Genomic DNA, 19,391 nt, shown 5'->3' on the forward strand with positions numbered 1-19,391 from the left:
GGAGGCGTGCGACGTCCGCGACACCGAAACGCTCCTCACCGTCGCGGACGTCGCACGCCTCCGAGGTGTCACCCCCGGCACCGTCCGCTCCTGGGTCAACCGCGGCAAGCTCACCCCCGCCACCCGCGACGACGACGGCCGCAACGTGTTCCACCCCACCGCCGTCGCAGCCCTCGACACCCCCACCGCAACACCCCCCGCCACGCCGTCGCAGATGGAAGGCGGCTACGCATGACCACCGACCAGGGGGCCGACGAGCGCCGCGTCGCGCACCAGCTGCGCCGCCTCGGCGTCGGCCCGGACGCCACCCAGCCGCCGGTCATCCCGCCCATGCCTGCCTACGCCCCGACCGTGCCCGACGCGATCGGCGCCACGGACTGGGTGGACCAGATCCTCGCCGCGTCCCGCGCCGACCGCCAGCCCACCACCGCGTCCGTACCGGCGAAACCCGCGCCCCCGGCCCCGGCGCCCGCCGCTCCGTCGCCCGACGAGGACGGCCAAGAGCCGGAGCAGCCCAGCGACGAACCGCAGGACGAGGAGGACGAGGAGCCTGCGGCCCAGGCCGCCGACGGCGACGCACAGCCGCAGGCCACGGAGCCGTTGTCGGTGGTGGTGGAGATCCGCGAGGGCGCGGACGAGGCCGCCGCCGAGCTGATCGCCGATCAGGAGCAGCGCCGCCGGATCGCCAACGTCGCGTACAACGGCGCCGCGGCGGGGGTCGGCTGGTGGACGGGGGCGCTGCCCTGGGCCACGGGGCGCATCGCGCACTACGGCGCCGCCGACCCCCGCAACGGTGTCGTCATCGGGCTCGGGCTGATCGCCGTCTGCCTGGTCATCGAGTGGCGCACCCACCACTGGCGCCGGCCCGGCCGCCCGGCGCTGGCCTGGCTGTTCGGCTGGCTCGCCCGCGTCCCGCTGGCCACCGCCGCCCTCGCGCTCGCCCTGTACGACGCGCCCCTCCACTGACAGAAGGACAGAAACGGATCATGAGCACCACCACGCTGGCCGCCGACGGCGGCGCGACGTTCCTCGGGGGACTCGGTACCGGCGGTCTGGCTCTCGTCCTGACCGTCCTGCTGGTCCTCGGCACCCGCAGCAGCAGCGAACACACGTTCAGCAAGGGGATGGCGCTGTTCGTCGGACTCGCCGCCGGGATCGTCTGGGCCGGGGCCGGCCAGGTCTGGGGCATGCCCAACGACCTTGTTCTCAGCGGCCTCGCCTCCGCAGGCGTCGGCACCAACGGCCCCCTCGGAACGGTCGGGTTCCCCGCGATCGCGATCGTCCTGGTCGTCATCGTCTACATGATGAAGCTGAAGCCCCGCGCCTCCGGCGTGACCGGCGTCCTGATGGCCACTGTGTTCGCGGCCGCGGGCGGCGGCTGGGCTATGGTCGCCGGCACCGTCGGCTCCTTCTTCGTCGGACTCGCCGCATGACGCCCCGCACCCGCCTCCGACGCGCCAGCGCCCGGACCGGCGAGGCCCTACGGGCCGCCCGCGCCGAAGGCGGAGCCCCGCTGCGGGAGCAGGCAGCCACGTTCCACGCGCTCGCCACCGGCACCCGCACCCTCCTGACCTGGCCCTGGCGGTGGGCCATGCAGGGCGAGGGCATGGACAAGGTCTGGCGCGGCCTCGGCGCCCTATGGTTCCTCGCCGCCGGCGGATGGATCGTCCTTCACGCCCTGTGGCTGCTCCCCGTGCTGCTCCTGATCTGGGCCGTCGCGGCCCTCCGCGCGGCCCTCCCCAAGGAGAGCGACAGCGAGGACGAAGCGCCGTCCGCCGGTGGCAGCACGGCATCCCCGGAGTGCACCGCCGACGACGTCCAGGAGGCCCCGGCCGGGCAGCGTCCGGCGCCCGCCGGTGACGAGTTCGTCCTCGACCTGGCGCAGCTGATCGGCACCCGTAACGGGGTCCTCCTGCGGACCGTCGCCGAGCACTGGCATCAGGCCGACGTCGACCCCGCGTACGGCATCCCCGACGTGCGCGCCCAGTGCGCCGCTCTGGGCATCCCCATCAGGCCCACCCTCAAGACCCCCTGGGGAGTCTCTCCGGGGGTCCACCGGGACGACTTCCGGGCCGCGCTCCAGGCCCTCGCCAGCACCCCGCCCGAGCCCTCTCCCGAGGCCGAGCTGAGCCCCTCTCTTGAGACCGGTAGTCGCACCGGGTAGTTCCAGTCTGACCTGCGAAAACTACCTGTCAACTACCCACGGGCTACCGGCCCGACTACCCCTCTCCGCGCCGCTTTCCGCACCTCTTCCGAAAGGGGTCACCTGTGCCCTACATCTATCGCTGCGAGCAGTGCCGCAGCACCTCCGAACCCGTCGCGACCCGGCGCGCCGCCCGCAGCGAACGCCGCTGGCACCGCGCCCGCGAACACGGCGGCATGATCCCCGACGGCGAGTCCATCGCCCCCGACGACCACAACGCCCTGGACACCGGCGGGCTGCTCCTCGCGATCCTCATCGGCTGCCTCATCGTCGCCGCCCTCACCCGCATCACGGCCTGACGGCTGCCCGATCCGCCCGAGTGAGGCAGCCCGCACCGGACACACCAGAGAGCCCCGACCTGGTCGTCACCGAGACCGACGACAACCGCTGACCCCCTCACCAGGAGACCCCGATGAGCACCTACACCGAGGCATTGGCCGCCGCCCGCACGGTGGGCGCCGCACACGCCCGCGACGAGCAGGAGATGGCCCTGTTCTGCGCCGGACCCCTCCAGACCCTCGCCGGAGCCGTATCCCCCCAGCTCGTATGGGAGGGCGCCCAGCGCCGCGGCCTCACCACCCAGGACCTGGCCGCCCTCTGCGCCCGGGACAAGGCCGCCGTCGCCGACCTCCAGTGGTAACCCGCCGCACCCGCTGACCCCCGGGACGGCCGTCACGCCGGCAAGCAGACCGGCCGCCCCGGGCCCCCATCAGGAGACAGGACCCGCATCATGGCACCACTTCGCAAGGACATGCCCACCCGCGACCCCGACTGGGCCGCGAAGAACCCCGGCCACGAGACCACGTACGGCGCCAGCCGAGGCGGCTGGGTCAAACCCCCGAAAACCCCCACGCCGCCCGCCCCCAAGACGGGACGATAGGCACATGCCTACCCGACGCACGTCGCGCGAGCGGCCCGAGCGGACCACCCTGCCCGGCATCGCGGACATCCGAATCACTGCCGATGCCCCCACCACCGCCGCCGTCCTGGCCGTACTCCGGCAAGAGTTCACGATCACCGACCCGCGCGGCGGCTACACGGGCGGACGCACCTACCTCCAGGCCGACGTGGGCAACCCGGCACCCGACGACGAGGAGAGCTGAGATGTACGACGACGACGGTTACGACGACGACCCGTACGACGACCCGAACGCGGACTGCGGGGAGTGCGGGGCCGGCGGGCGCACCGACCCCTACGGCACATGCGTCTGCGAGACAGCGTGAGCGCTACCGACACCGAGGCCAGGCTCCGCGCCGTTGCGCGGGGCCTGGCCCTGTTCCCGATCCCCGCCGGAGCGCGGGTTCCCGAGCCAGGGTGGCAGCACCTTGCCACTCTGAACCCGGCTGAACTGCCCGAACTCCTCAGTGCCGCCTGCAACATCGGCATCGGCTGCCGGGCCTCCCATGCCGTCGTCCTGGATCTCGACGTCCACGGCGGCGAGGATGTCCTCGGGACGCTCGCCTCCCTGGCCGACCAGCTCGGGGAGACGCTGCCCGGCACCTTCACCGTGGCCACCCCGTCCGGCGGCCGTCACCTGTACTTCCGGGCGCCCATGGGCTGCACCATCGGCAGCGTGTCGGGCGGGCGTACGGCGCTCGGGCCCGGGATCGACGTCCGAGGCCCCGGCCGCCGCAGCGGCGGGTACCTCGTCGGACCCGGTTCAATCGTGGGCGGCCTGCCGTATCTGATCGTCCAGGACGCACCCGTGGCGCCCCTGCCCGACTGGATCGCCGACCGGCTCGCCAGCTCGTAAGCGCTGCTGGACACCCGAGCCCCCACCATCACCCGACGGTGGGGACTCACCCATACCCGCCCGTAGCGCCCGCAGCTGCGCCACCATGGGCCCATAGCAGACACCTACTCCTGCGCGGCCGCTGCTGTCCGCTACGACCCCACCCCGTGCGACGGAGACCCCATGGGCCTCGTACTCCGTTACCAGCCCGAGGACTTCGGCGGCACGGCGGGCTGCTCCCACCACACCACGCTGCTCCAGGTCATCCACCCCGGCAGCGCCATCGTGCCCATCCAGGAGTCCATCGAGACGATGAACACGTTCAACGGCCATCCCGACCTGGTCGCCCTGGACGAGGACCACGACACGAGAGACTGACCCCATGACGCTCCCGAGCACCGCCAACCTGCGCGCCGCAAGCACTGGGCTACTCCTCGCACCCCTGACAGCCGCCGCGACCACGGCGCTGGCCGACGCCGTACAGCACAGTCGCTACCTGTACCACGCGCGCGCCCTCCAGGTACCCGAGACCGTCGCCGAGCAGATCCTCGACGCCACGATCACCGCAGCACCCGACCGGACCCACGACGAGCTGTACACCGACGCACGCAGCATGATGATCACCCACGCCATGGGGCCGCGGCCCGAGATGGACTGGACGAAGCTGACCAGCGGCCTGAGCTGAGTGAACGACCAGGCCTCGCACGAGCGGTGACATCCGGTGTTTGTACGGAGGTTCGTTGGTACCAGCGCGTCAAGGTCATTTGGCTCCGACAGGCGTTCGGCCTCCGGGCTTGTCCTGGGCTGCTGCACAGGCGCAGCCAGCGAGAAGAGGCCGTCTGTGCCTCGGGTGAACGGTCGTCCGCCGGTTCGAGAGTGGTACCAAAAGATCTTGACGCGGTGGTCCCCACGGAAGTGCTTACAGACAATCCGGTCATCCCCGGGCGTAGCGTGACGCAACCGGCAGTGCGGCGGTGATCGCACGACCCCCGCGCGCGAGCATCTTCCCGCCGCTGCGCCGCCGCCCGTACGGCCTCGCCGACCCCCCGGCGGGGCCGTACTCGTGTTACCTCGCATGGCAGCCGGTGGGCGTTTCCCCTTTTCAGGGACGCCTGTACGTGAGAACGACATACTGGCTCGATGTCACTCAACTTCAGCAAAGGCGCCGTTCCCGCACAGGCACCCCGTGCGTTCAAGGGCTACGTCGCCACCGTGACAGTCCACCAGGACCGAGCCGAGATCAAGCGCAAGCTCATGGGCAAGATCACGGGCAACAAGGACGCGGTGATTCCCCTCGCCTCCGTCATCAAGGTCCTCTCGAAAGAGCCCACCCGGCTCGTCAACGGCTACGTGCAACTGGCCACCGAAGACGACCGTGGGCTCCTCGTCATCGCCACGACCGAAGCCGAACGCTCGATCGCCGGCAACCCCCGCACCATCCTGTTCACCTGGAACCAGCGCGAGACGTACACCGCGTACCTCGCCGCCGCGACGGCCGCCGTGCAGGCGCAGGGCGGCAACCCCTTCGGGTGACGCAGCACGAAGACGCTCCAGCCCGGCAGGGCCACCGCCCCGTGCCCGCCTCCGCGGTGACTCGACGGATACACGGCCCCGTCGGCATGATGTCGCCATGGCTCTGAAATCCGTCGAACACGCCGCTGCGCCGAAGCACTTGCTGACCCTGGACGAGGTAGCCGCGTGGGTCCAGGACGCGATGCGCTCCGGTGCGTCGGGAACGGAGACGGTTGCCGCGCGGGTGAGCTTCGGCGGGAAGCTCCAGAAGATCGGCATCGTCATCGACACGGCCACCGGCGCTGAGGCAACCCCTCCCACTATGTAACGGAAGCGACACACAGTGAACACTCTGTGCGCGCGATGTGTGGAGATATGCGCATCATGGGCCCCGCCACATCCGTTCTTGGGGGGACCATGCGCACCATCACCACGGCGGCAGTCGCCTGCGCCGCACTGCTCGCACTCACCGGCTGCGACCCGGAAGAAGCCGCGAAGGAGTCCGCCGGCGAGACGTCCACCGCCGACTCCAAGGAGAACTCCAAGCCCGCCACGACACCGACGCCCGACGCGAGCAAGAGTGCCGCGCCGGACGACGAGGAGGAGCCGACCGTGAGCCTCGGCGGCAGCATCAGCCAGTGGGCCACCGCCATGGCTGGCCACGGCGTCACCTGGGAGAAGGAGGGCGCCAAGAAGACGATCAGCGGGCTGCCCCCGATGCTCACCTGGGTCGGCGAGCACAAGGGGGCCACGTTCAGCTCCCCGTCGTTCACCGCCGAAGCCACGACCGATACCCGCCGAGGCATCCTCAGCCTCTCCTGCAACACCGCCGGCATCCCCAAGGGCGAGCAGATCTCGCTGTTCAGCGACTGCATCACAGCTGCCGGACTCGACGGCGTCGACACCGCCAAGGTCACCAGCTGGGTCAAGGACAAGCTGCCAGCGATGCTGAACAAGGACGGCATCCAGGTCGAGGACCTCGACCTGGACACGGCCTCGATCCGTATGGACACGGCCGGGAACACCGCCGCCATCAGCATCGAACAGTAGGCCCGGCCCGTCACAGACAAGAGCAACTTGACTTTCTGTCACCACCGATCACATACTCCTCGCAAGTCCGCCATGCCCGGACGCAGAACGTGACAGACAAGGCCCCACCGGTATCCGGTCGGGGCCTTCGTCATTCCCGCCGCCCCACTCGACCTGGAGGCGCCATGCCCCGCGCGAGACTTCCCGTGACCCGACTCTCCGACGCCGGCGTCGCGGACCCCGTCGAGACCGACGGTGATCCGGTCAACGGCCACAGCATGGCCAACACCGGCAAGACCGTGCTGCGAGTCCGCAACGACAGCACCGACACCCTCACCCTGACGCTGGTCACCCCGATCACCGTCGGCGGCAAAGCCGTTGAGGACACCGACGCCGAGATCCCGGCCGGGACCACCCGCACATTCGGCTCCCTGCCCCCCGCCCTCTACGGCACCAGCCTGGCCATCAACGCCGGCGCCGACCTCAAGCTGCTCGCCTTCGAACCGTGACTCAGCCTCAGCCGGGGGACCACTGGACCGAGGGAGCCTCGTCCCGGCGAACCGCACCCCGGCCCACCGGCTGGAAGACGATCCGCGCCGAGGTCCTGGCCCGCGACGGACACCAGTGCACATGGATCGAGGACGGCGAGCGCTGCGCCGAGGAGGGCACCGACGCCGACCACATCGGCGCCCCGGACGATCACAGCACCGGCAACCTGCGCACGCTGTGCGGCTACCACCACCGCAAGCGCACCGCGCTCCAGGCCAACCAGGCGCGCGGACCGCTGCCCAGCCGCCAGCGCCCCGCGCCCCGGCACCCAGGACTGATCGAGACCAGCAGCGTCACAGGCCAGGACAGCACCACACCCTCGTCCCCGCACCAACGACGTCGGCCGAACCCTTCACGCCCGGCACACCCGGGCACCCCCGACGACCCGCCGCCCTTCTGACCCGGTCGGCCCCGGGCGCGACCCGGGATTCGGAGTCCGGGGGCCCGGCTGAGGTGGCGGGTACCCCCGGCCCCCCGCCCCTGTGGCCCACGGAGCGGCATAGCGCCTCGCGGTGTGTACGGGTTCCGCGCTCCGGGCCCGGCCCGGACCGCGGCGGGGCCGCCAGCGGCGCGCGGGCAGGGTGCCGGGGTGATCCGACCCCCTGTCCGGCAGATCGCCACACAGGGCCACACCCCACACGGTCGTGGATATCATCGCAGTTCAGAGCCCTATTACGTTACGGGCAGGGTAGACTGGTGGCATGATCCGGACGACGTGCGAGTACTGCGACGCAGAGCTGAGGAGGGCCGGCCTCGGCCGCCCGCAACGCTTCTGCAGCGGGCGCTGCCGGGTCGCCGCGCACCGCAAAAAGCGCGCCGGAGAGGCGGTTCCGGCCGAGATCCGGGGCCAGAAGCGGTGGATCAGGCACGGTGCGGACAAGACGCCGCTGCGGGCCGACACGGGCCGCGCCGCCTCCTCGACCGACCCGCGGACCTGGACCGACCACGGCACCGCGGCCCGCTCACCCCACGGCGCGGGACTGGGCTTCGTCCTGAACGGCGACGGCATCGTCTGCGTCGACCTGGACCACTGCCTCACCGCCGACGGACAGCTCGCACCCTGGGCCGCGGCCATCCTGAATGCCTGCCCGCCCACCTACACCGAGGTCTCCCCGAGCGGCACCGGCCTGCACCTGTGGGGCCACGGGCACGTCGTACGCGGCCGCCGGATCCGCCGCGAGGACGGCGCGCACATCGAGGTCTACGGCACCGGCCGCTACATCGCGCTCGGCCGCCGCTACGGCCAGGCGCCCGCCGAACTCGCCGACATCTCCGAGGTCATCACCTCCCTGACAACGTGAGGACGGACCGATGAGTCACCTGTTCAACGCGGCCGGCCTGCGCCAGCTCGCGGACGCACTGGAGCAGTTCAGTGCGGCGACGACCACGACGGGCGTGCGGATCGACCGGTACTCCACCGCCGGAGTGACCGTGTGCGGTCACGTCATCGACATGGACTGGCGGCCCGCCACGGACGATGCACCCGGCGAGTACGCCGTGAGGTGGCCGGACGACCCCGGTTACTGAACCGGGGCCGGGAGGGGGTGAGGCGCCGTGCCCGGACCGCTGCCCTCCGAGGACCGACGCCGGCGCAACGCCCCCACGATCCCCACCACCAAACTCCCGGTCTCCGGCCGCACCGAGCCCGCGCCGCGGGTCCCGGCCTGGGTGAAGCTCGGCAAGGCCGGCCGGGCCTGGTGGAAGTGGGCCTGGGCCACCCCGCAGGCGTGCGCCTGGGCGCCGGGACACGAGTCGATGCTCGCCCGCCGCGCCGCCCTCGAAGACGACCTCGCCGCCCTCGCCACGGTGGACTCCCTGGACGCGACGGAGCTGCTGTCCGCCCTGGACGACGATGAGTTTCGTACGGTCCGCGACCTCGTCGGCCGCCTGGCCGCACTCGCCACCGGGCGCCTCGCGATCTTCCGGGAGATGCGCGAGCTGGACGACCGGCTCGGCCTCACCCCCAAGGGCATGGCCGCGCTGCGCTGGACGATCGTGCCCGATCCCGTTCAGCAGGACGCCGGCGCCGGGGCTGACGGCGTGACCGATCTGACCTCACGCCGGAGGAAGCTGACCGATGCCTCGTGAACTCGTACGGGCGCCTGCCCATGACCGGGCGCGGTCCCTCGGTGTGGTCCTGGCGTGGGTCGAGTGGTTCTGTGTCCACGGTCCGGGCGACGTCCAGGGCCGCGGACTGCACGCACGCCACGGGGCGGACGCGCTGCCCCTGGACGACGAGTTCGCCGGCCTGATCCTGGACTGCTACGCGCACGACGAGACCGGGCGGCGCCTGTATGACACGGTGGCCATCTCCCGGGGCAAGGGCCGCGCGAAGTCGGAGCTGGCGGGGTTCATCTCGCTGGCTGAGGCGTTCGCGCCGACGCGTTTCCGCGGGTGGGCGAAGGGGGGCGAGCGGTACCGGTGGAAGGATTTCGTCTACGAGTACGAGCCGGGCGAGCCCATGGGCCGCCCGGTGACGTATCCGTTCATCCGGTGCCTGGCCACCGAGGAGTCCCAGGCCGGGAACACCTACGACAACATCAACTACAACCTGGAGCACGGCCCGCTCTCCGAGGACCTTCCCTCGGGCGCGGCCGGGCTGACCCGCGTCATCCTGCCGGGTGGCGGCGAGGTGCGGCCCTCCACCGCCGCGGCGGCCTCCCGGGACGGCGGCAAGGAATCCCTGGCCGTTTTCGATGAGCCGCACCTGTACGTGGTCCCTGAGCTGCGGCAGATGTACCGCACCGTGGACCGGAACCTGCGCAAGCGGCCGAAGTCGACCGGCTGGGCGCTGCTGACGTCCACGATGTACCAGCCCGGCGAGAACAGTGTCCTGGAGAAGATCCACGAGCGGGCCCGGCTGATCGCGGAGGGCAAGACCCGCGAGTCACGTCTGCTCTGGGACCACCGGGAGGCGCCGGCGGACGTCGACATGACGGACCTGGACGCGGTGGTGGGCGCGCTGCGGGAGGTGTACGGGCCGTTCGGCGACGTGCTGGACCTGCGCGGGATCGTGGAGTCGGAGTTCTGGAACGTGGAGAAAGACCCGGAGGAGTCGCGTCGGTACTTCTTCAACCAGCCGACCGCGGCCCGCGACGCGTGGACGACGCATCCGGACTGGGCCGCGTGCGCACGGCCCGACGTCACCGTCGCCCTGGACGAGCCGATCGTCATGTTCTTCGACGGATCGACCAGCGACGACGCGACCGGCCTGGTGGGCTGCCGCGTGAGCGACGGGCATGTGTTCGTCCTCGGGTGCTGGGAGAAGCCGCGCGGACCACAAGGTGAGCACTGGCGCGTGGACCGCGCGGACGTCGACCGGGTCGTCCGCCAGACCTTCGAAGAGCGGACCGTGCTCGCGTTCTTCGGCGACGTCAAGGACTTCGAGTCCTACATCGACGCGTGGGGCGCGGACTTCGGTGAACAGCTGCTCATCCAGGCCACCATCGGCCGGTCCGCCCACGCCGTGGCTTGGGACATGCGCGGCCACGGCCGCGACTTCACCGAGGGCTGTGACCGCATGCTCATCGACATCGGCGAACGCGAGTTGACGCACGACGGTGATCCCAGACTGCGGCGCCATGTCCTCAACGCCCGTCGGCGCCCGACCCGTTATGGAACATCGATCGCCAAGGAGGGCCGGGAATCGCCGAAGAAGATCGACCTGGCGGTGTGCGCGGTCGGCGCGCGCCTCGCCCGTCGGATGCTTCTGGCCTCTCCGGCCTGGGCGAAACGCAAGCAGGCACCGAAGAAGCGCCCCGGGCGCGTCGTGGCATGGGGGTGAGTCGGTGACGGTCGAGAAAGCCCTCGGGAACGCTGCCCGCCTCCTGGAGGCTGCGGAGCTGGAGACGAACCTGGCGCTGATGGAGCGCCTGGAAGGTCTGGCCGATTCGTGGATCAGCATGGCCGGGCTGATCAGCCACCGGGAGGAGCACGCGTGATGGCCAAGCATCCGGAGGCGATGGACAGCGCGACTCTGACGACGGCGGTGCAGTGGCTGCTGGCCGGGCGGCGCGCCGAGGCGGGCCGGCTCAACGAGATCCACGCCTACCTGAAGAACCGGGTCGTGGACATCTACGTGCCGCAGTCGGCGACCGCCGAGTACCGCAAGCTGGTCGACCAGGCGAGGTTCAACGTCCTGCCCCTCTTGGTGAGCAGCGTGGCGCAGGGCCTGTTCGTGGACGGCTACCGGCCGGCCCGGCAGTCCAAGAACAGTCCGGTGTGGGATGCGGTGTGGCAGCCCAACCGGATGGATGCCCGCCAGGCCGGCCTGTACCGGGCCTCGCTCGGGTACGGCGTGTCCTACGCCACGGTGCTCCCCGGGATGCTCGGCGGGAAGAAGACGCCGGTGATCACTCCGTGGTCGCCGCGTCGGATGACCGCGCTGTATGCCGATCCGATCCATGACGAGTGGCCCCGCTACGCGATCTCGGTGGGCATCCCCCGCCCGAAGATCGAGACCAACGCGCCGGAGATGGTCACCGAGATCACCGTCTACGACGACCAGCACACCTACACGGCGGAAGTGCCCGCCTCGGTGGTGACGCCGGAGGCCAGCGGGCAGCGCACGGACCCGTTGCCGTTCGAGGGCCTGGCCCTGGACACCCGCACGGTGCTGGTCCGCCGGCACGGGCTCGGGGTGTGCCCGGTCGTGCGCTACCTGGAGTCCTACGACGACCTGGACGACGGGCCGCAGGGCATCGTCTACCCGATGCTCCCGGCGCAGCGGCAGCTGAATCAGGCGACTTTCAGTCTGCTGATGACGCAGCAGGTCGCCGCGTTCCGGCAGCGGTGGGTGACCGGTATGGCGATCGCCGAGGACGACGACGGGAACCCGGTCGAGCCGTGGAACGCCGCGGTGAACCGGGTCTGGCAAAGCGATTCTCCGGATACGAAGTTCGGGGACTTCGCCGAGTCGAACCTGTCCGGCTATCTGGACTCGCGGGACAAGACGCTGCTGTACGTGTCCAGCGTGCGGCAGATCCCGCCGCACAAGTTGGTCATCGGCAACAGCGTCTCCAATGTTTCGGCGGAGGCGCTGGCGGCGCTGAACGACGGTCACCAGCTTGACATCGGCGAGCACAAGGTCAGCTTCGGGGAGAGTCACGAGCAGCTGCTGCGGCTGGCCGGTCTGGCGATGGGTGACATGGCGACGTGGGAGGACCAGTCGGCGCAGGTGGTGTGGCGCGACACCACCCCGCGTTCGCTCGCTCAGGTTGCCGACGCGCTCGGCAAGATCGCCACGCAGCTCGGGGTGCCGGCGCGGGCGCTGTGGGAGAAGATCCCGGGCACCACCGACCAGGACATCTCACGGTGGCTGGAGATGGCCGACGACCAGGACGTCATGAAGCGGCTGGGGGAGATGCTCGCCGACGACGGACCCGCCGGGGCGCCGGCCGAGGAGGTGCCCGATGGCGGTATCGGAGGCCGCTCAGGCGGCGGCGGAGGTGTTGACGAGCCGGTTGCAGGCTGAAGTGTCGCGGGTGGCGACGCTGCTGGCGATCCGGATCCGCAAGGCGGCGACGCAGGCCGATCTCGCGGACATCGACGCGTGGTGGGCCCGGGTCTCCCCGCAGATCCGCCAGGAGATCCAGCTCGGGCAGTCCGCGACCGCGTTCCTGACCCGCCGCTACCTGCGCGAGCACGCCGCCCTGCAGGGCGTGGACCTCTCCCCGGTCATCGTGAGCCTGCCGTCTGACCAGATCGACATCTCGCTGCGGGTCAGTGGCCCGGTGGCGTTCAAGGACGGCATGACCCAGACGGGCAGCGAGGTGGCCGCGGCCCGGTCCATGAGCAGAGAGCTGGAAGGCACCGTCGCGCGGCTGACACTGGCCGGGGGCCGGCAGACGACGATGCAGACGTTCCGGGCCCGCCCGGCGGTCATGGGCTGGCGGCGCGTCATCCGCGGCAAGGGCTGCCCGTTCTGCTTGATGCTGCGCGGCCGCGGCGTCGTCTACTCCAAGGGGACCGTGAACTTCCGGACCCACAACCACTGCCGGTGCACTGCCGAGCTGGTGTACCGGCGCGCTGCTGAGCCGCCGGACGTGCGCCGTCTGCAGCAGCAGTGGCAGGAGGCCACCGCCGGGACCTCCGGCACGGAGGCAATCGCGGCCTGGCGCTCCTACGTCCGTGAGAACAACCTCTGACTTCCCCCGGCCTGCCCGGGGGTTCGCGGGACCGAGCCGCACGGCACGGACCGCACCCATCCCTTTATCCGACTGCCCCGGTGCCGCACGGCCGGCGGGGCTATCCCGCATGGGAGAACCACACATGGCAACACCCGTACCGGTTCCGCCGCCTGCACAGGCGCCGGACCCGTCCCAGACCCCGCCCACCCCGCAGGTGCCGCCACCGGTGCCGGCAGACCCGGGCCCCGTTCCGCCCGTCCCGGCTGTTCCGCCCGCCGCGCAGCCCGCGGCGCCGGAACCGACGGACTGGAAGGCGGAGGCACGCAAGTGGGAGGTGCGCGCGAAGGAGAACAGCACGGCCGCCGCACGGCTCGCCGAGCTGGAGGACGCGAACAAGACCGAGGCCCAGCGCCTGGCCGAGCGCGCGGCGGCGGCCGAACAGAGCGCCACGGCCGCGCAGGCGGAGGCGCTGCGGTGGCGGATCGCCGCGCGCGCCGGCATCTCTGACCAGGATGCCGAGATCTTCCTGACCGGCACGAGCGAAGAGGCACTGACGCGGCAGGCCGAGCGCCTGGTCGCGTTGCGCACCCCGGCGCCCGCAGCGCAGGACACCACGCCGCAGCCGCAGTCGCATGCGCCGGTGGAGGCGCTGCGGCCCGGCGCGCTGCCCAACCCTCCGGAACCGACGCTGCCCGAGCAGATCACCGCGGCGGAGCAGGCCGGCGACTGGACCAAGGCGCGGCGCCTGAAGTCGGCGCAGCTGCTGGGCCTGATGAACCCGAACACCTAGAGCGGCAGGGCGTTGTCCCTGCCCGCATATGGAGGTAACTGATGCCTGGCATCACAGGGCAGGGGACAACGTTCAACCTGCCGAACTACGTTGGTGAACTGTTCTCCGAGTCGCCCCAGGACACTCCGTTCCTGTCCGCGATCGGCGGGCTGACCGGCGGCGAGGCCGTCAACAGCACGCTGTTCCAGTGGCAGGGCTACGACCTGCGGGACGCCTCCGATGTCCGCCAGCGCACCGAAGGCGCGCCCGCGCCCAGCGGGGAGGAGCGCGCCCGGTTCAACGTGTACAACGTGGCGGAGATCCACCAGGAGGCCATCGAGCTGTCGTACACGAAGCTCGCGGCGACCGGCCAGTACGCGTCGACCGGCTCGGCGCACCCCGGCGCGGTGGGGATCGACGGCGTGAATCCGGTGTCGGACGAGTCGGACTGGCAGATCCGCCAGGCCCTCATCCAGATGGCGCGGGACATCGAGCAGACGTTCATCACGGGTACGTTCGCGCAGCCCACGACGAACGCGCAGCCGCGGCGTACGAGGGGCATCCTCCAGGCCATCGCCACGAACGTCATCGATGCGGCGGGTGAGCCGCTGGACCACGACATGGTCATCGACCTGCTGCAGATGGTGTGGGAGGCCGGCGGTATCCAGCAGTCCGGCACGGCGACGCTGATGTGCAACGGCTACCAGAAGCGCATGCTGACGAAGATCTTCGTCAGCGACGCGAACTACCAGGAGACCACGCGCAACATCGGCGGTGTCTCCGTGTCCACGATCATCACCGACTTCGGTGAGCTGAACGTCATGCTCAACCGGTACATGCCCAACTCCACCATCTCGGTGGTGTCGCTGGAGCAGTGCGCCCCGCGGTTCCTCCTCGTGCCGGGCAAGGGCTTCCTGTTCATCGAGCCGCTCGCCAAGACCGGCGCCTCGGAGCGGGCGCAGATCTACGGCGAGGTCGGCCTGAAGTACGGCAACGAGAAGGCCCACGGCAAGATCACCGGCCTCGCGTCCGGGCCCGCCACCGGGGGCGGTGCCTGATGGTCCAGCTCCTGAGCGAGACGTATCCGCAGCTGTGGCTGCCCACCCTCCGCATCAAGTTCCGTGACGGGCACGCCGAGGTGGGAGAGGAGACCGCCGAGCGGATCCTCGCCCGGGGCATCGACGGCGTACGCCTGGCCCCGAGCACGGTGCCGGACGACGCCGGCAGCGAGCAGGGGGCGCCCGCGCCCGACGACGAAGGGGGGAGCGGCGAGGATCCCGGCCCCGAGCCGGCCGAGCCGGACCACGAGGGAGAGCCGGATCCCTCGCCGCCGTCCGGCGATGGGGGCGGCCCGGGCCGCCCAGGGCCTCGCGATTCCAAGGAGTCGTGGCTCGCCTACGCCGACCACCAGGACCCGGGCGACCACACCGCCATGACCAAGGCGCAGTTGATCGCCACGTACGGGGGGTGACATGGATCCGCTCGCCACCCCGGCCGATCTCGAAGCCCGGCTCGGCCGCCAGCTCATCGAGGAGGAGAGCGCCCGATCGGCCGCCCTGCTGGCGGACGCCTCCGCCCTGGTGCGGGACTTCACCCGCCGCCACTTCACCCCGGTCACCGACGACGTGATCGTGCTGCGGCCCGTCGGCGTGCAGTTGCGCCTGCCGCAGCGCCCCGTCACCGCGGTGAGCGCGGTCAAGGCCGTACGAGGGGACGGGGTGGCGACGGCCGGTATGACGGGGTGGGTGTGGGACGGGATCGACAAGGTCGACCTGTCGGGCGCCGCGTACGGCATCGATGGCACACGCCTCGATACGTGGGGCCGCGGATCGCCGGACACTTACCAGGTCACCTATTCGCACGGCGTGCTGCCGGTGCCCGAAGCGGTGGTCGCCACGGTGTGCGCGATGGTGCTGCGTACGCTGCTGGCGCCGTCGATGTCGTCAGGGGTGGCGGGCGAGCGGATCGGCCAGTACTCGTACCAGATCCAGCCCGGCACGTCCGCGACCGGCGCCACCGTCACTCTGTCCGGCGCCGACGAGAAGGCGCTGGCCCGGTGGGGGCCGCGCCGCTTCGGCACGATTCAGCTGCGGGTCGGGTGAGCGCCGGTGAGGACCCGTTTCGGCGCGCACACCATCACTATCCTGCGACCGCCTCCGGCCGACCAGTTCGGCGACCCGACCGGGCCGCCGGCCGAACGTGAGGTGTCCGGCGCGTTCATGCAGCCCGTCACCACCACCGAGCGCCTGGACGGCCGCGACACTGTGGTGAGCGGCTGGCAGGTGTTCCTGCCGCCGTCCACTGATATCCGCGCCACCGACCAGGTCCGGTGGCGGGATGACCTCTATGAGGTCGACGGCGACCCGCAGCCCCAGGACGACCTGGCCGGCCGCACTCGGCATCTCGAAGTGCGGCTGCGCCGCGTCACCGGCTGACACACCAGGGAGGCGACATGGGTGACCTCGCGCCCTACCCGGACCTCGAGTACCTCCTCGTCCAGGCCCTCGCCGTCCCCGCTCTCCCCGCGGCGGTCACGGTCTATCCGCCGGATCTGGAGCAGCGTCTGCCCATGGTGCGCGTCGTGCGCCTCGGCGGCGCCGACGACGGCCGTACGGACGCGGCCCGTATCGAGATCGAGACGGCGGCCGCGACCCGCGCGCAGGCGTGGGAGATCGCCCGCAGTGTCCAGCAGCTTCTGCTGTCGGGGCCGTTGCTCGTCCCCGGGGCCGGACTGATCGACCGCGCGGTGACCGAGGACGGACCCCACGGGGTTCTCCACGACAACCCGGCGGTGCGCTGCGTGGCCGCGACCTACCGCGTCTCCGCCCGCCGCTTCACCTAGGCCCGCCCGGCCCACCGCCCCGCTGCCTGCGGGGCCTCGCCACGAGTCCCCGCAGGAAAGGGGTGTACAGGCATGCCCGCATGGGAGTCCCTGAAGAACCACCAGAATCAGCTGATCCGCAAGCAGCTGGAAGGGTCGACGTTCATCGCGCCGTCCACCAGCCAGGCGATCACGGCGCTGACCGGGCCGGACATGGCGCTCCTGGCGCTGCCGGACGGCTACGCCGACCTCGGGTGGATGTCGGACGACGGAGCCCAGTACTCCGCCGACGTCTCCACCTCGGACGTCACCAGCTGGGGGGCGGTCGAGCCGACCCGCCGCGACATCACCTCGGATGTCACCACGCTGCAGGTCAACCTGCAGGAGACCAACAAGCAGACCATCGGCCTGTACACCGGTGTCGACATGTCCGCCGTGGTGCCCGATGCCGCGTCCGGTGAGGTCGCGGTGGCCAAGCCGGACCGGCCACCGCTGCGCTACTGGCGCGTGCTGACCATCGGCGTCGACCTGTCCGACGGCGGCGAGATCTACACCGCCCGCTTCCTGCCGCGCGCGTCCGTGACGGACAAGGACGGCCAGTCCTTCAACAACCAGGACGACCCCACCACCTGGCCGGTGACCCTGACCGGCTACATGGACTCCACCCTCGGCTACAGCGAGCGGTTCTTCTTCGCCGGGCCGGGCTGGTCGGCGCTGCTGTCCGCGATGGGCTTCTGATCTCCGTGACGGCCGGGCCGGGCGGGCGCCGGCCGTCACGGACACCCCGGCCCGCCTGCCCCCTACCGCGAGGGAGACCCGCGATGTCCCACGATGACCAGGCCCCGGCCGAGATCGTGTTCGTGGCGCCCGGTGGCGCCACGCAGAGTGTCCAGTCCCCGGTTGCACAGGTCAGGCTGCGCGCGGCGGGATGGCGGCCGCGCACCGAGCTGGAGGCGCTCGCCGCGCGGCAGGACCCCACGGCCCGGGCCCACCTCGCACGAGCCGCCGCCTACCAGCAGCGGCGCGACGCCGAACAGGCCGAGCGCGAAGCCAGGTTCGGCGTTTCCGCCCCCGTCGCCGACAGCACCCGGCGGATCGTGCCTGCCCCCGGCGACGACAACCACGCCGCGGCGGCCGCCGACGAGGACGACGCCCGCCCGCCGCGCGGCCGTAAGTCCACGTAGCCGAGAGCCCATGGACCTTGACGCCCTCGAGCGTGAAGGCGGCCGGAGCGCGGGCCCGTTCACCGTGCGCCACGGCGGCCGGACTTACACGCTGGCTGATCCGTGCGATCTTCACTGGCGAACGATCGCCCGCCTGGGCGCGGACGTCGACCACGACACCCGTGTGCTGCTCGGCGACCAGGCGGACATGTTCCGGTGCACGCCCATGCCCGCCTGGAAGATGACCCGCATGGTCGCCGCGTGGCGCGAGCACCACGGCCTGGGCAACCCCGACCGGCTCCTCTCCCTCCTCGACCGGTACAGCGAGGCGATCGACGCCGACCTGGCCGACCGGGGATGGGACCTCGCCCAGCTGTGGGCCCGGCGGCGCTGGCGGTTCATCCTCAACATCGTGGAGCATCTGCCGTCCGCATCGCACACGCTCACCGCGATGGCCGACGACGACGAGCTGGCCGCACAGATACCCGAGCCGGAGCCCGGGCCCCCGCCGCTGGCCGGGTGGTCCCCGGAGATCGCCACGCTCACGCTGATCGCTGACCGGCTCGGCGAGGTCGTCACCGCGATCCACAACACCACCGCGAAGAAGCCGGGAAAGCCGCCTCCGCCGCTGCCTCGCCCGCAGACCGCCCACGACCGGCTCGCCCGGCGGCGCCGCCGGGCGAGCCACCAGCTCATCAAGGACCGGCTGCTGGAGGCATCCACACGGGGCCGCCCCACCATGGCCGCGGCCCCGGCTGCCGACGCCCGGCACGCCGCACACCGCACACACACGAACACGAGAGGCTGACCCATGTTCATCAGCTTCCGGCTCGACCACCGTGGTCTGGCCGACCTCCTGAAACACGAGGCGATGGGCCGCGCGGTCGACACCGCGGCCCAGGCCGTCGCCCAGGGCGCACGCTCCCGCCTCCCTGATGCCACCGTCACGGTCGCCTCCCAGGTCACCGACCGACACCGGGCCACCGTGATGGTCCAGGACCGCCGTGCCGACGGCCGCGCCGAGCTGATCGGCGCGGCGCGCGCCGCCGGGCTCCAGGTCCACGAACACCGCTGACCCCAGCACCCGCCCATGCAGAAAGGCCCGCCCATGACCACCACCAAGCGTCGTCCCGACGACCAGCCGTTCGACTTCAACCTCGACGCAGCCCAGCCCGACGCCGAACTGACCCCCTGGGTCGTCCAGTGGAACTCGCGCCGTTGGACCTTCGCGCACATGCAGTCGCTCGACTGCTGGGAGCTGCTGGCCTCCGCCCGCAAGGGGGAGGTCGGCGCGATGCTCGGCTCCTTCCAGACCGGAATGGGCAAGGCCGAGTTCGCAGAGTTCGAGAAGATCCCGCTGCCCCAGTACAAGCTGAAGGCCCTGTTCAAGGGCTGGCTGGAGCACTGCGGCCTGGACGAGGACGGCAACCCGCTCCCCTCCTGAACCACCAGCAGCACCCCGGCCCCTCAACTGAACAGCGGCC

The 19,391-nt window shown here is 71.3% G+C and carries 34 protein-coding genes; all 34 read left to right on the forward strand.

Translation table 11 applies throughout. The features are described from left to right. The coding region (locus DVH02_RS11475) for a helix-turn-helix domain-containing protein (protein WP_114623675.1) at positions 1 to 235 on the forward strand (235 nt) is incomplete at its 5' end. Then, positions 232 to 966 carry a hypothetical protein gene (locus DVH02_RS11480; protein WP_114623676.1) on the forward strand — a complete coding sequence of 245 codons (735 nt, stop codon included), beginning with the start codon at positions 232 to 234 and terminating at the stop codon, positions 964 to 966. The genes DVH02_RS11475 and DVH02_RS11480, both read left to right, overlap by 4 nt. Positions 967 to 986: 20 nt before the next feature. Then, a complete protein-coding gene (locus DVH02_RS11485) occupies positions 987 to 1,433 on the forward strand; it encodes a hypothetical protein (RefSeq protein WP_114623677.1) in 447 nt (148 codons plus the stop codon). After that, entirely contained in the window at positions 1,430 to 2,164 is a 735-nt protein-coding gene (locus DVH02_RS11490; protein ID WP_114623678.1) for a hypothetical protein, read from the forward strand. Before DVH02_RS11485 ends, DVH02_RS11490 begins: the two co-directional genes overlap by 4 nt. Positions 2,165 to 2,268: 104 nt before the next feature. Next, complete coding sequence (locus DVH02_RS11495; RefSeq protein ID WP_114623679.1) at positions 2,269 to 2,502, forward strand: hypothetical protein; 234 nt, start codon at positions 2,269 to 2,271, stop codon at positions 2,500 to 2,502. Between the two features lie 113 nt (positions 2,503 to 2,615). Further along, a complete protein-coding gene (locus tag DVH02_RS11500; protein WP_114623680.1) occupies positions 2,616 to 2,843 on the forward strand; it encodes a hypothetical protein in 228 nt (75 codons plus the stop codon). A 90-nt stretch (positions 2,844 to 2,933) separates the two neighbouring features. Further along, positions 2,934 to 3,083 carry a hypothetical protein gene (locus tag DVH02_RS35100; RefSeq protein ID WP_158575862.1) on the forward strand — a complete coding sequence of 50 codons (150 nt, stop codon included), beginning with the start codon at positions 2,934 to 2,936 and terminating at the stop codon, positions 3,081 to 3,083. A gap of 4 nt (positions 3,084 to 3,087) precedes the next feature. Next, entirely contained in the window at positions 3,088 to 3,306 is a 219-nt protein-coding gene (locus DVH02_RS11505; protein WP_114623681.1) for a hypothetical protein, read from the forward strand. Positions 3,307 to 3,423: 117 nt separating this feature from the next. Then, on the forward strand, positions 3,424 to 3,957 hold the full coding sequence (locus DVH02_RS11510) for a bifunctional DNA primase/polymerase (protein WP_158575863.1): 534 nt from the start codon (positions 3,424 to 3,426) through the stop codon (positions 3,955 to 3,957). A gap of 162 nt (positions 3,958 to 4,119) precedes the next feature. After that, positions 4,120 to 4,314: a hypothetical protein gene (locus DVH02_RS11515; protein ID WP_114623683.1), complete on the forward strand. Its 195-nt coding sequence runs from the start codon at positions 4,120 to 4,122 to the stop codon at positions 4,312 to 4,314. Between the two features lie 4 nt (positions 4,315 to 4,318). Then, positions 4,319 to 4,621, forward strand: coding sequence for a hypothetical protein (locus DVH02_RS11520; RefSeq protein WP_114623684.1), 303 nt, complete (start codon positions 4,319 to 4,321; stop codon positions 4,619 to 4,621). A 455-nt stretch (positions 4,622 to 5,076) separates the two neighbouring features. Then, positions 5,077 to 5,469, forward strand: a complete 393-nt coding sequence (locus tag DVH02_RS11525; RefSeq protein WP_114623685.1) for a hypothetical protein — start codon at positions 5,077 to 5,079, stop codon at positions 5,467 to 5,469. Between the two features lie 97 nt (positions 5,470 to 5,566). Next, entirely contained in the window at positions 5,567 to 5,776 is a 210-nt protein-coding gene (locus tag DVH02_RS11530; RefSeq protein ID WP_114623686.1) for a hypothetical protein, read from the forward strand. 89 nt (positions 5,777 to 5,865) lie between these two features. After that, positions 5,866 to 6,498, forward strand: a complete 633-nt coding sequence (locus DVH02_RS11535) for a hypothetical protein (RefSeq protein ID WP_114623687.1) — start codon at positions 5,866 to 5,868, stop codon at positions 6,496 to 6,498. A gap of 185 nt (positions 6,499 to 6,683) precedes the next feature. Next, positions 6,684 to 6,986 carry a hypothetical protein gene (locus tag DVH02_RS11540; protein WP_114623688.1) on the forward strand — a complete coding sequence of 101 codons (303 nt, stop codon included), beginning with the start codon at positions 6,684 to 6,686 and terminating at the stop codon, positions 6,984 to 6,986. Continuing rightward, a complete protein-coding gene (locus DVH02_RS11545; protein ID WP_114623689.1) occupies positions 6,983 to 7,426 on the forward strand; it encodes an HNH endonuclease in 444 nt (147 codons plus the stop codon). Before DVH02_RS11540 ends, DVH02_RS11545 begins: the two co-directional genes overlap by 4 nt. Positions 7,427 to 7,727: 301 nt before the next feature. After that, on the forward strand, positions 7,728 to 8,327 hold the full coding sequence (locus tag DVH02_RS11550; RefSeq protein ID WP_114623690.1) for a bifunctional DNA primase/polymerase: 600 nt from the start codon (positions 7,728 to 7,730) through the stop codon (positions 8,325 to 8,327). Between the two features lie 10 nt (positions 8,328 to 8,337). Continuing rightward, positions 8,338 to 8,553, forward strand: coding sequence for a hypothetical protein (locus tag DVH02_RS11555; RefSeq protein ID WP_114623691.1), 216 nt, complete (start codon positions 8,338 to 8,340; stop codon positions 8,551 to 8,553). A gap of 27 nt (positions 8,554 to 8,580) precedes the next feature. Further along, positions 8,581 to 9,114 (forward strand): hypothetical protein, encoded by a 534-nt coding sequence (locus DVH02_RS11560; protein ID WP_114623692.1) that lies wholly within the window; start codon positions 8,581 to 8,583, stop codon positions 9,112 to 9,114. Then, a complete protein-coding gene (locus DVH02_RS11565) occupies positions 9,104 to 10,810 on the forward strand; it encodes a Terminase (RefSeq protein WP_114623693.1) in 1,707 nt (568 codons plus the stop codon). Before DVH02_RS11560 ends, DVH02_RS11565 begins: the two co-directional genes overlap by 11 nt. Before the next feature lie 4 nt (positions 10,811 to 10,814). Beyond that, complete coding sequence (locus tag DVH02_RS35535) at positions 10,815 to 10,967, forward strand: hypothetical protein (protein WP_199566243.1); 153 nt, start codon at positions 10,815 to 10,817, stop codon at positions 10,965 to 10,967. Beyond that, positions 10,967 to 12,499: a phage portal protein gene (locus DVH02_RS11570; protein WP_114623694.1), complete on the forward strand. Its 1,533-nt coding sequence runs from the start codon at positions 10,967 to 10,969 to the stop codon at positions 12,497 to 12,499. The genes DVH02_RS35535 and DVH02_RS11570 overlap by 1 nt, the downstream gene beginning before the upstream one ends. Further along, the gene (locus DVH02_RS11575; protein ID WP_147286041.1) at positions 12,438 to 13,172 is read left to right on the forward strand and encodes a VG15 protein; all 735 of its coding nucleotides are present in this window, start codon (positions 12,438 to 12,440) and stop codon (positions 13,170 to 13,172) included. The genes DVH02_RS11570 and DVH02_RS11575 overlap by 62 nt, the downstream gene beginning before the upstream one ends. Before the next feature lie 208 nt (positions 13,173 to 13,380). After that, entirely contained in the window at positions 13,381 to 13,944 is a 564-nt protein-coding gene (locus DVH02_RS11580) for a hypothetical protein (protein WP_114623696.1), read from the forward strand. A 41-nt stretch (positions 13,945 to 13,985) separates the two neighbouring features. Beyond that, the gene (locus tag DVH02_RS11585; RefSeq protein WP_114623697.1) at positions 13,986 to 14,981 is read left to right on the forward strand and encodes an SU10 major capsid protein; all 996 of its coding nucleotides are present in this window, start codon (positions 13,986 to 13,988) and stop codon (positions 14,979 to 14,981) included. Then, a complete protein-coding gene (locus tag DVH02_RS11590) occupies positions 14,981 to 15,394 on the forward strand; it encodes a hypothetical protein (RefSeq protein WP_114623698.1) in 414 nt (137 codons plus the stop codon). Before DVH02_RS11585 ends, DVH02_RS11590 begins: the two co-directional genes overlap by 1 nt. A 1-nt stretch (position 15,395) precedes the next feature. Then, positions 15,396 to 16,025 carry a hypothetical protein gene (locus tag DVH02_RS11595; protein ID WP_114623699.1) on the forward strand — a complete coding sequence of 210 codons (630 nt, stop codon included), beginning with the start codon at positions 15,396 to 15,398 and terminating at the stop codon, positions 16,023 to 16,025. 6 nt (positions 16,026 to 16,031) lie between these two features. Beyond that, entirely contained in the window at positions 16,032 to 16,358 is a 327-nt protein-coding gene (locus DVH02_RS11600; protein ID WP_114623700.1) for a hypothetical protein, read from the forward strand. Between the two features lie 17 nt (positions 16,359 to 16,375). Further along, a complete protein-coding gene (locus DVH02_RS11605) occupies positions 16,376 to 16,765 on the forward strand; it encodes a phage tail termination protein (RefSeq protein WP_114623701.1) in 390 nt (129 codons plus the stop codon). Positions 16,766 to 16,837: 72 nt separating this feature from the next. Then, entirely contained in the window at positions 16,838 to 17,482 is a 645-nt protein-coding gene (locus tag DVH02_RS11610) for a phage tail tube protein (RefSeq protein WP_114623702.1), read from the forward strand. 83 nt (positions 17,483 to 17,565) lie between these two features. Further along, on the forward strand, positions 17,566 to 17,928 hold the full coding sequence (locus tag DVH02_RS11615; protein ID WP_114623703.1) for a hypothetical protein: 363 nt from the start codon (positions 17,566 to 17,568) through the stop codon (positions 17,926 to 17,928). Between the two features lie 10 nt (positions 17,929 to 17,938). Next, positions 17,939 to 18,715 carry a hypothetical protein gene (locus tag DVH02_RS11620; protein WP_114623704.1) on the forward strand — a complete coding sequence of 259 codons (777 nt, stop codon included), beginning with the start codon at positions 17,939 to 17,941 and terminating at the stop codon, positions 18,713 to 18,715. A gap of 3 nt (positions 18,716 to 18,718) precedes the next feature. After that, on the forward strand, positions 18,719 to 18,982 hold the full coding sequence (locus DVH02_RS11625) for a hypothetical protein (protein WP_114623705.1): 264 nt from the start codon (positions 18,719 to 18,721) through the stop codon (positions 18,980 to 18,982). A gap of 33 nt (positions 18,983 to 19,015) precedes the next feature. Next, complete coding sequence (locus tag DVH02_RS11630; protein WP_114623706.1) at positions 19,016 to 19,351, forward strand: hypothetical protein; 336 nt, start codon at positions 19,016 to 19,018, stop codon at positions 19,349 to 19,351. Positions 19,352 to 19,391 lie beyond the last annotated feature (40 nt).

Source organism: Streptomyces corynorhini (genome assembly GCF_003346515.1).
GTDB lineage: Bacteria > Actinomycetota > Actinomycetes > Streptomycetales > Streptomycetaceae > Streptomyces > Streptomyces corynorhini.

Excerpts from the sequence above, each read along its gene's own strand:
- DVH02_RS11490 (WP_114623678.1), top strand. The coding sequence starts at position 1,430 with ATGACGCCCCGCACCCGCCTCCGACGCGCCAGCGCCCGGACCGGCGAG.
- DVH02_RS11610 (WP_114623702.1), top strand. The coding sequence starts at position 16,838 with ATGCCCGCATGGGAGTCCCTGAAGAACCACCAGAATCAGCTGATCCGC.
- DVH02_RS11615 (WP_114623703.1), top strand. The coding sequence starts at position 17,566 with ATGTCCCACGATGACCAGGCCCCGGCCGAGATCGTGTTCGTGGCGCCC.
- DVH02_RS11520 (WP_114623684.1), top strand. The coding sequence starts at position 4,319 with ATGACGCTCCCGAGCACCGCCAACCTGCGCGCCGCAAGCACTGGGCTA.
- DVH02_RS11515 (WP_114623683.1), top strand. The coding sequence starts at position 4,120 with ATGGGCCTCGTACTCCGTTACCAGCCCGAGGACTTCGGCGGCACGGCG.
- DVH02_RS11480 (WP_114623676.1), top strand. The coding sequence starts at position 232 with ATGACCACCGACCAGGGGGCCGACGAGCGCCGCGTCGCGCACCAGCTG.
- DVH02_RS11625 (WP_114623705.1), top strand. The coding sequence starts at position 18,719 with ATGTTCATCAGCTTCCGGCTCGACCACCGTGGTCTGGCCGACCTCCTG.
- DVH02_RS11550 (WP_114623690.1), top strand. The coding sequence starts at position 7,728 with ATGATCCGGACGACGTGCGAGTACTGCGACGCAGAGCTGAGGAGGGCC.
- DVH02_RS11605 (WP_114623701.1), top strand. The coding sequence starts at position 16,376 with ATGGGTGACCTCGCGCCCTACCCGGACCTCGAGTACCTCCTCGTCCAG.
- DVH02_RS11595 (WP_114623699.1), top strand. The coding sequence starts at position 15,396 with ATGGATCCGCTCGCCACCCCGGCCGATCTCGAAGCCCGGCTCGGCCGC.
- DVH02_RS11535 (WP_114623687.1), top strand. The coding sequence starts at position 5,866 with ATGCGCACCATCACCACGGCGGCAGTCGCCTGCGCCGCACTGCTCGCA.
- DVH02_RS11630 (WP_114623706.1), top strand. The coding sequence starts at position 19,016 with ATGACCACCACCAAGCGTCGTCCCGACGACCAGCCGTTCGACTTCAAC.
- DVH02_RS11505 (WP_114623681.1), top strand. The coding sequence starts at position 3,088 with ATGCCTACCCGACGCACGTCGCGCGAGCGGCCCGAGCGGACCACCCTG.
- DVH02_RS11555 (WP_114623691.1), top strand. The coding sequence starts at position 8,338 with ATGAGTCACCTGTTCAACGCGGCCGGCCTGCGCCAGCTCGCGGACGCA.
- DVH02_RS11570 (WP_114623694.1), top strand. The coding sequence starts at position 10,967 with ATGGCCAAGCATCCGGAGGCGATGGACAGCGCGACTCTGACGACGGCG.
- DVH02_RS11575 (WP_147286041.1), top strand. The coding sequence starts at position 12,438 with ATGGCGGTATCGGAGGCCGCTCAGGCGGCGGCGGAGGTGTTGACGAGC.
- DVH02_RS11485 (WP_114623677.1), top strand. The coding sequence starts at position 987 with ATGAGCACCACCACGCTGGCCGCCGACGGCGGCGCGACGTTCCTCGGG.
- DVH02_RS11585 (WP_114623697.1), top strand. The coding sequence starts at position 13,986 with ATGCCTGGCATCACAGGGCAGGGGACAACGTTCAACCTGCCGAACTAC.
- DVH02_RS11590 (WP_114623698.1), top strand. The coding sequence starts at position 14,981 with ATGGTCCAGCTCCTGAGCGAGACGTATCCGCAGCTGTGGCTGCCCACC.
- DVH02_RS11620 (WP_114623704.1), top strand. The coding sequence starts at position 17,939 with ATGGACCTTGACGCCCTCGAGCGTGAAGGCGGCCGGAGCGCGGGCCCG.
- DVH02_RS11530 (WP_114623686.1), top strand. The coding sequence starts at position 5,567 with ATGGCTCTGAAATCCGTCGAACACGCCGCTGCGCCGAAGCACTTGCTG.
- DVH02_RS11525 (WP_114623685.1), top strand. The coding sequence starts at position 5,077 with ATGTCACTCAACTTCAGCAAAGGCGCCGTTCCCGCACAGGCACCCCGT.
- DVH02_RS11565 (WP_114623693.1), top strand. The coding sequence starts at position 9,104 with ATGCCTCGTGAACTCGTACGGGCGCCTGCCCATGACCGGGCGCGGTCC.
- DVH02_RS35100 (WP_158575862.1), top strand. The coding sequence starts at position 2,934 with ATGGCACCACTTCGCAAGGACATGCCCACCCGCGACCCCGACTGGGCC.
- DVH02_RS11500 (WP_114623680.1), top strand. The coding sequence starts at position 2,616 with ATGAGCACCTACACCGAGGCATTGGCCGCCGCCCGCACGGTGGGCGCC.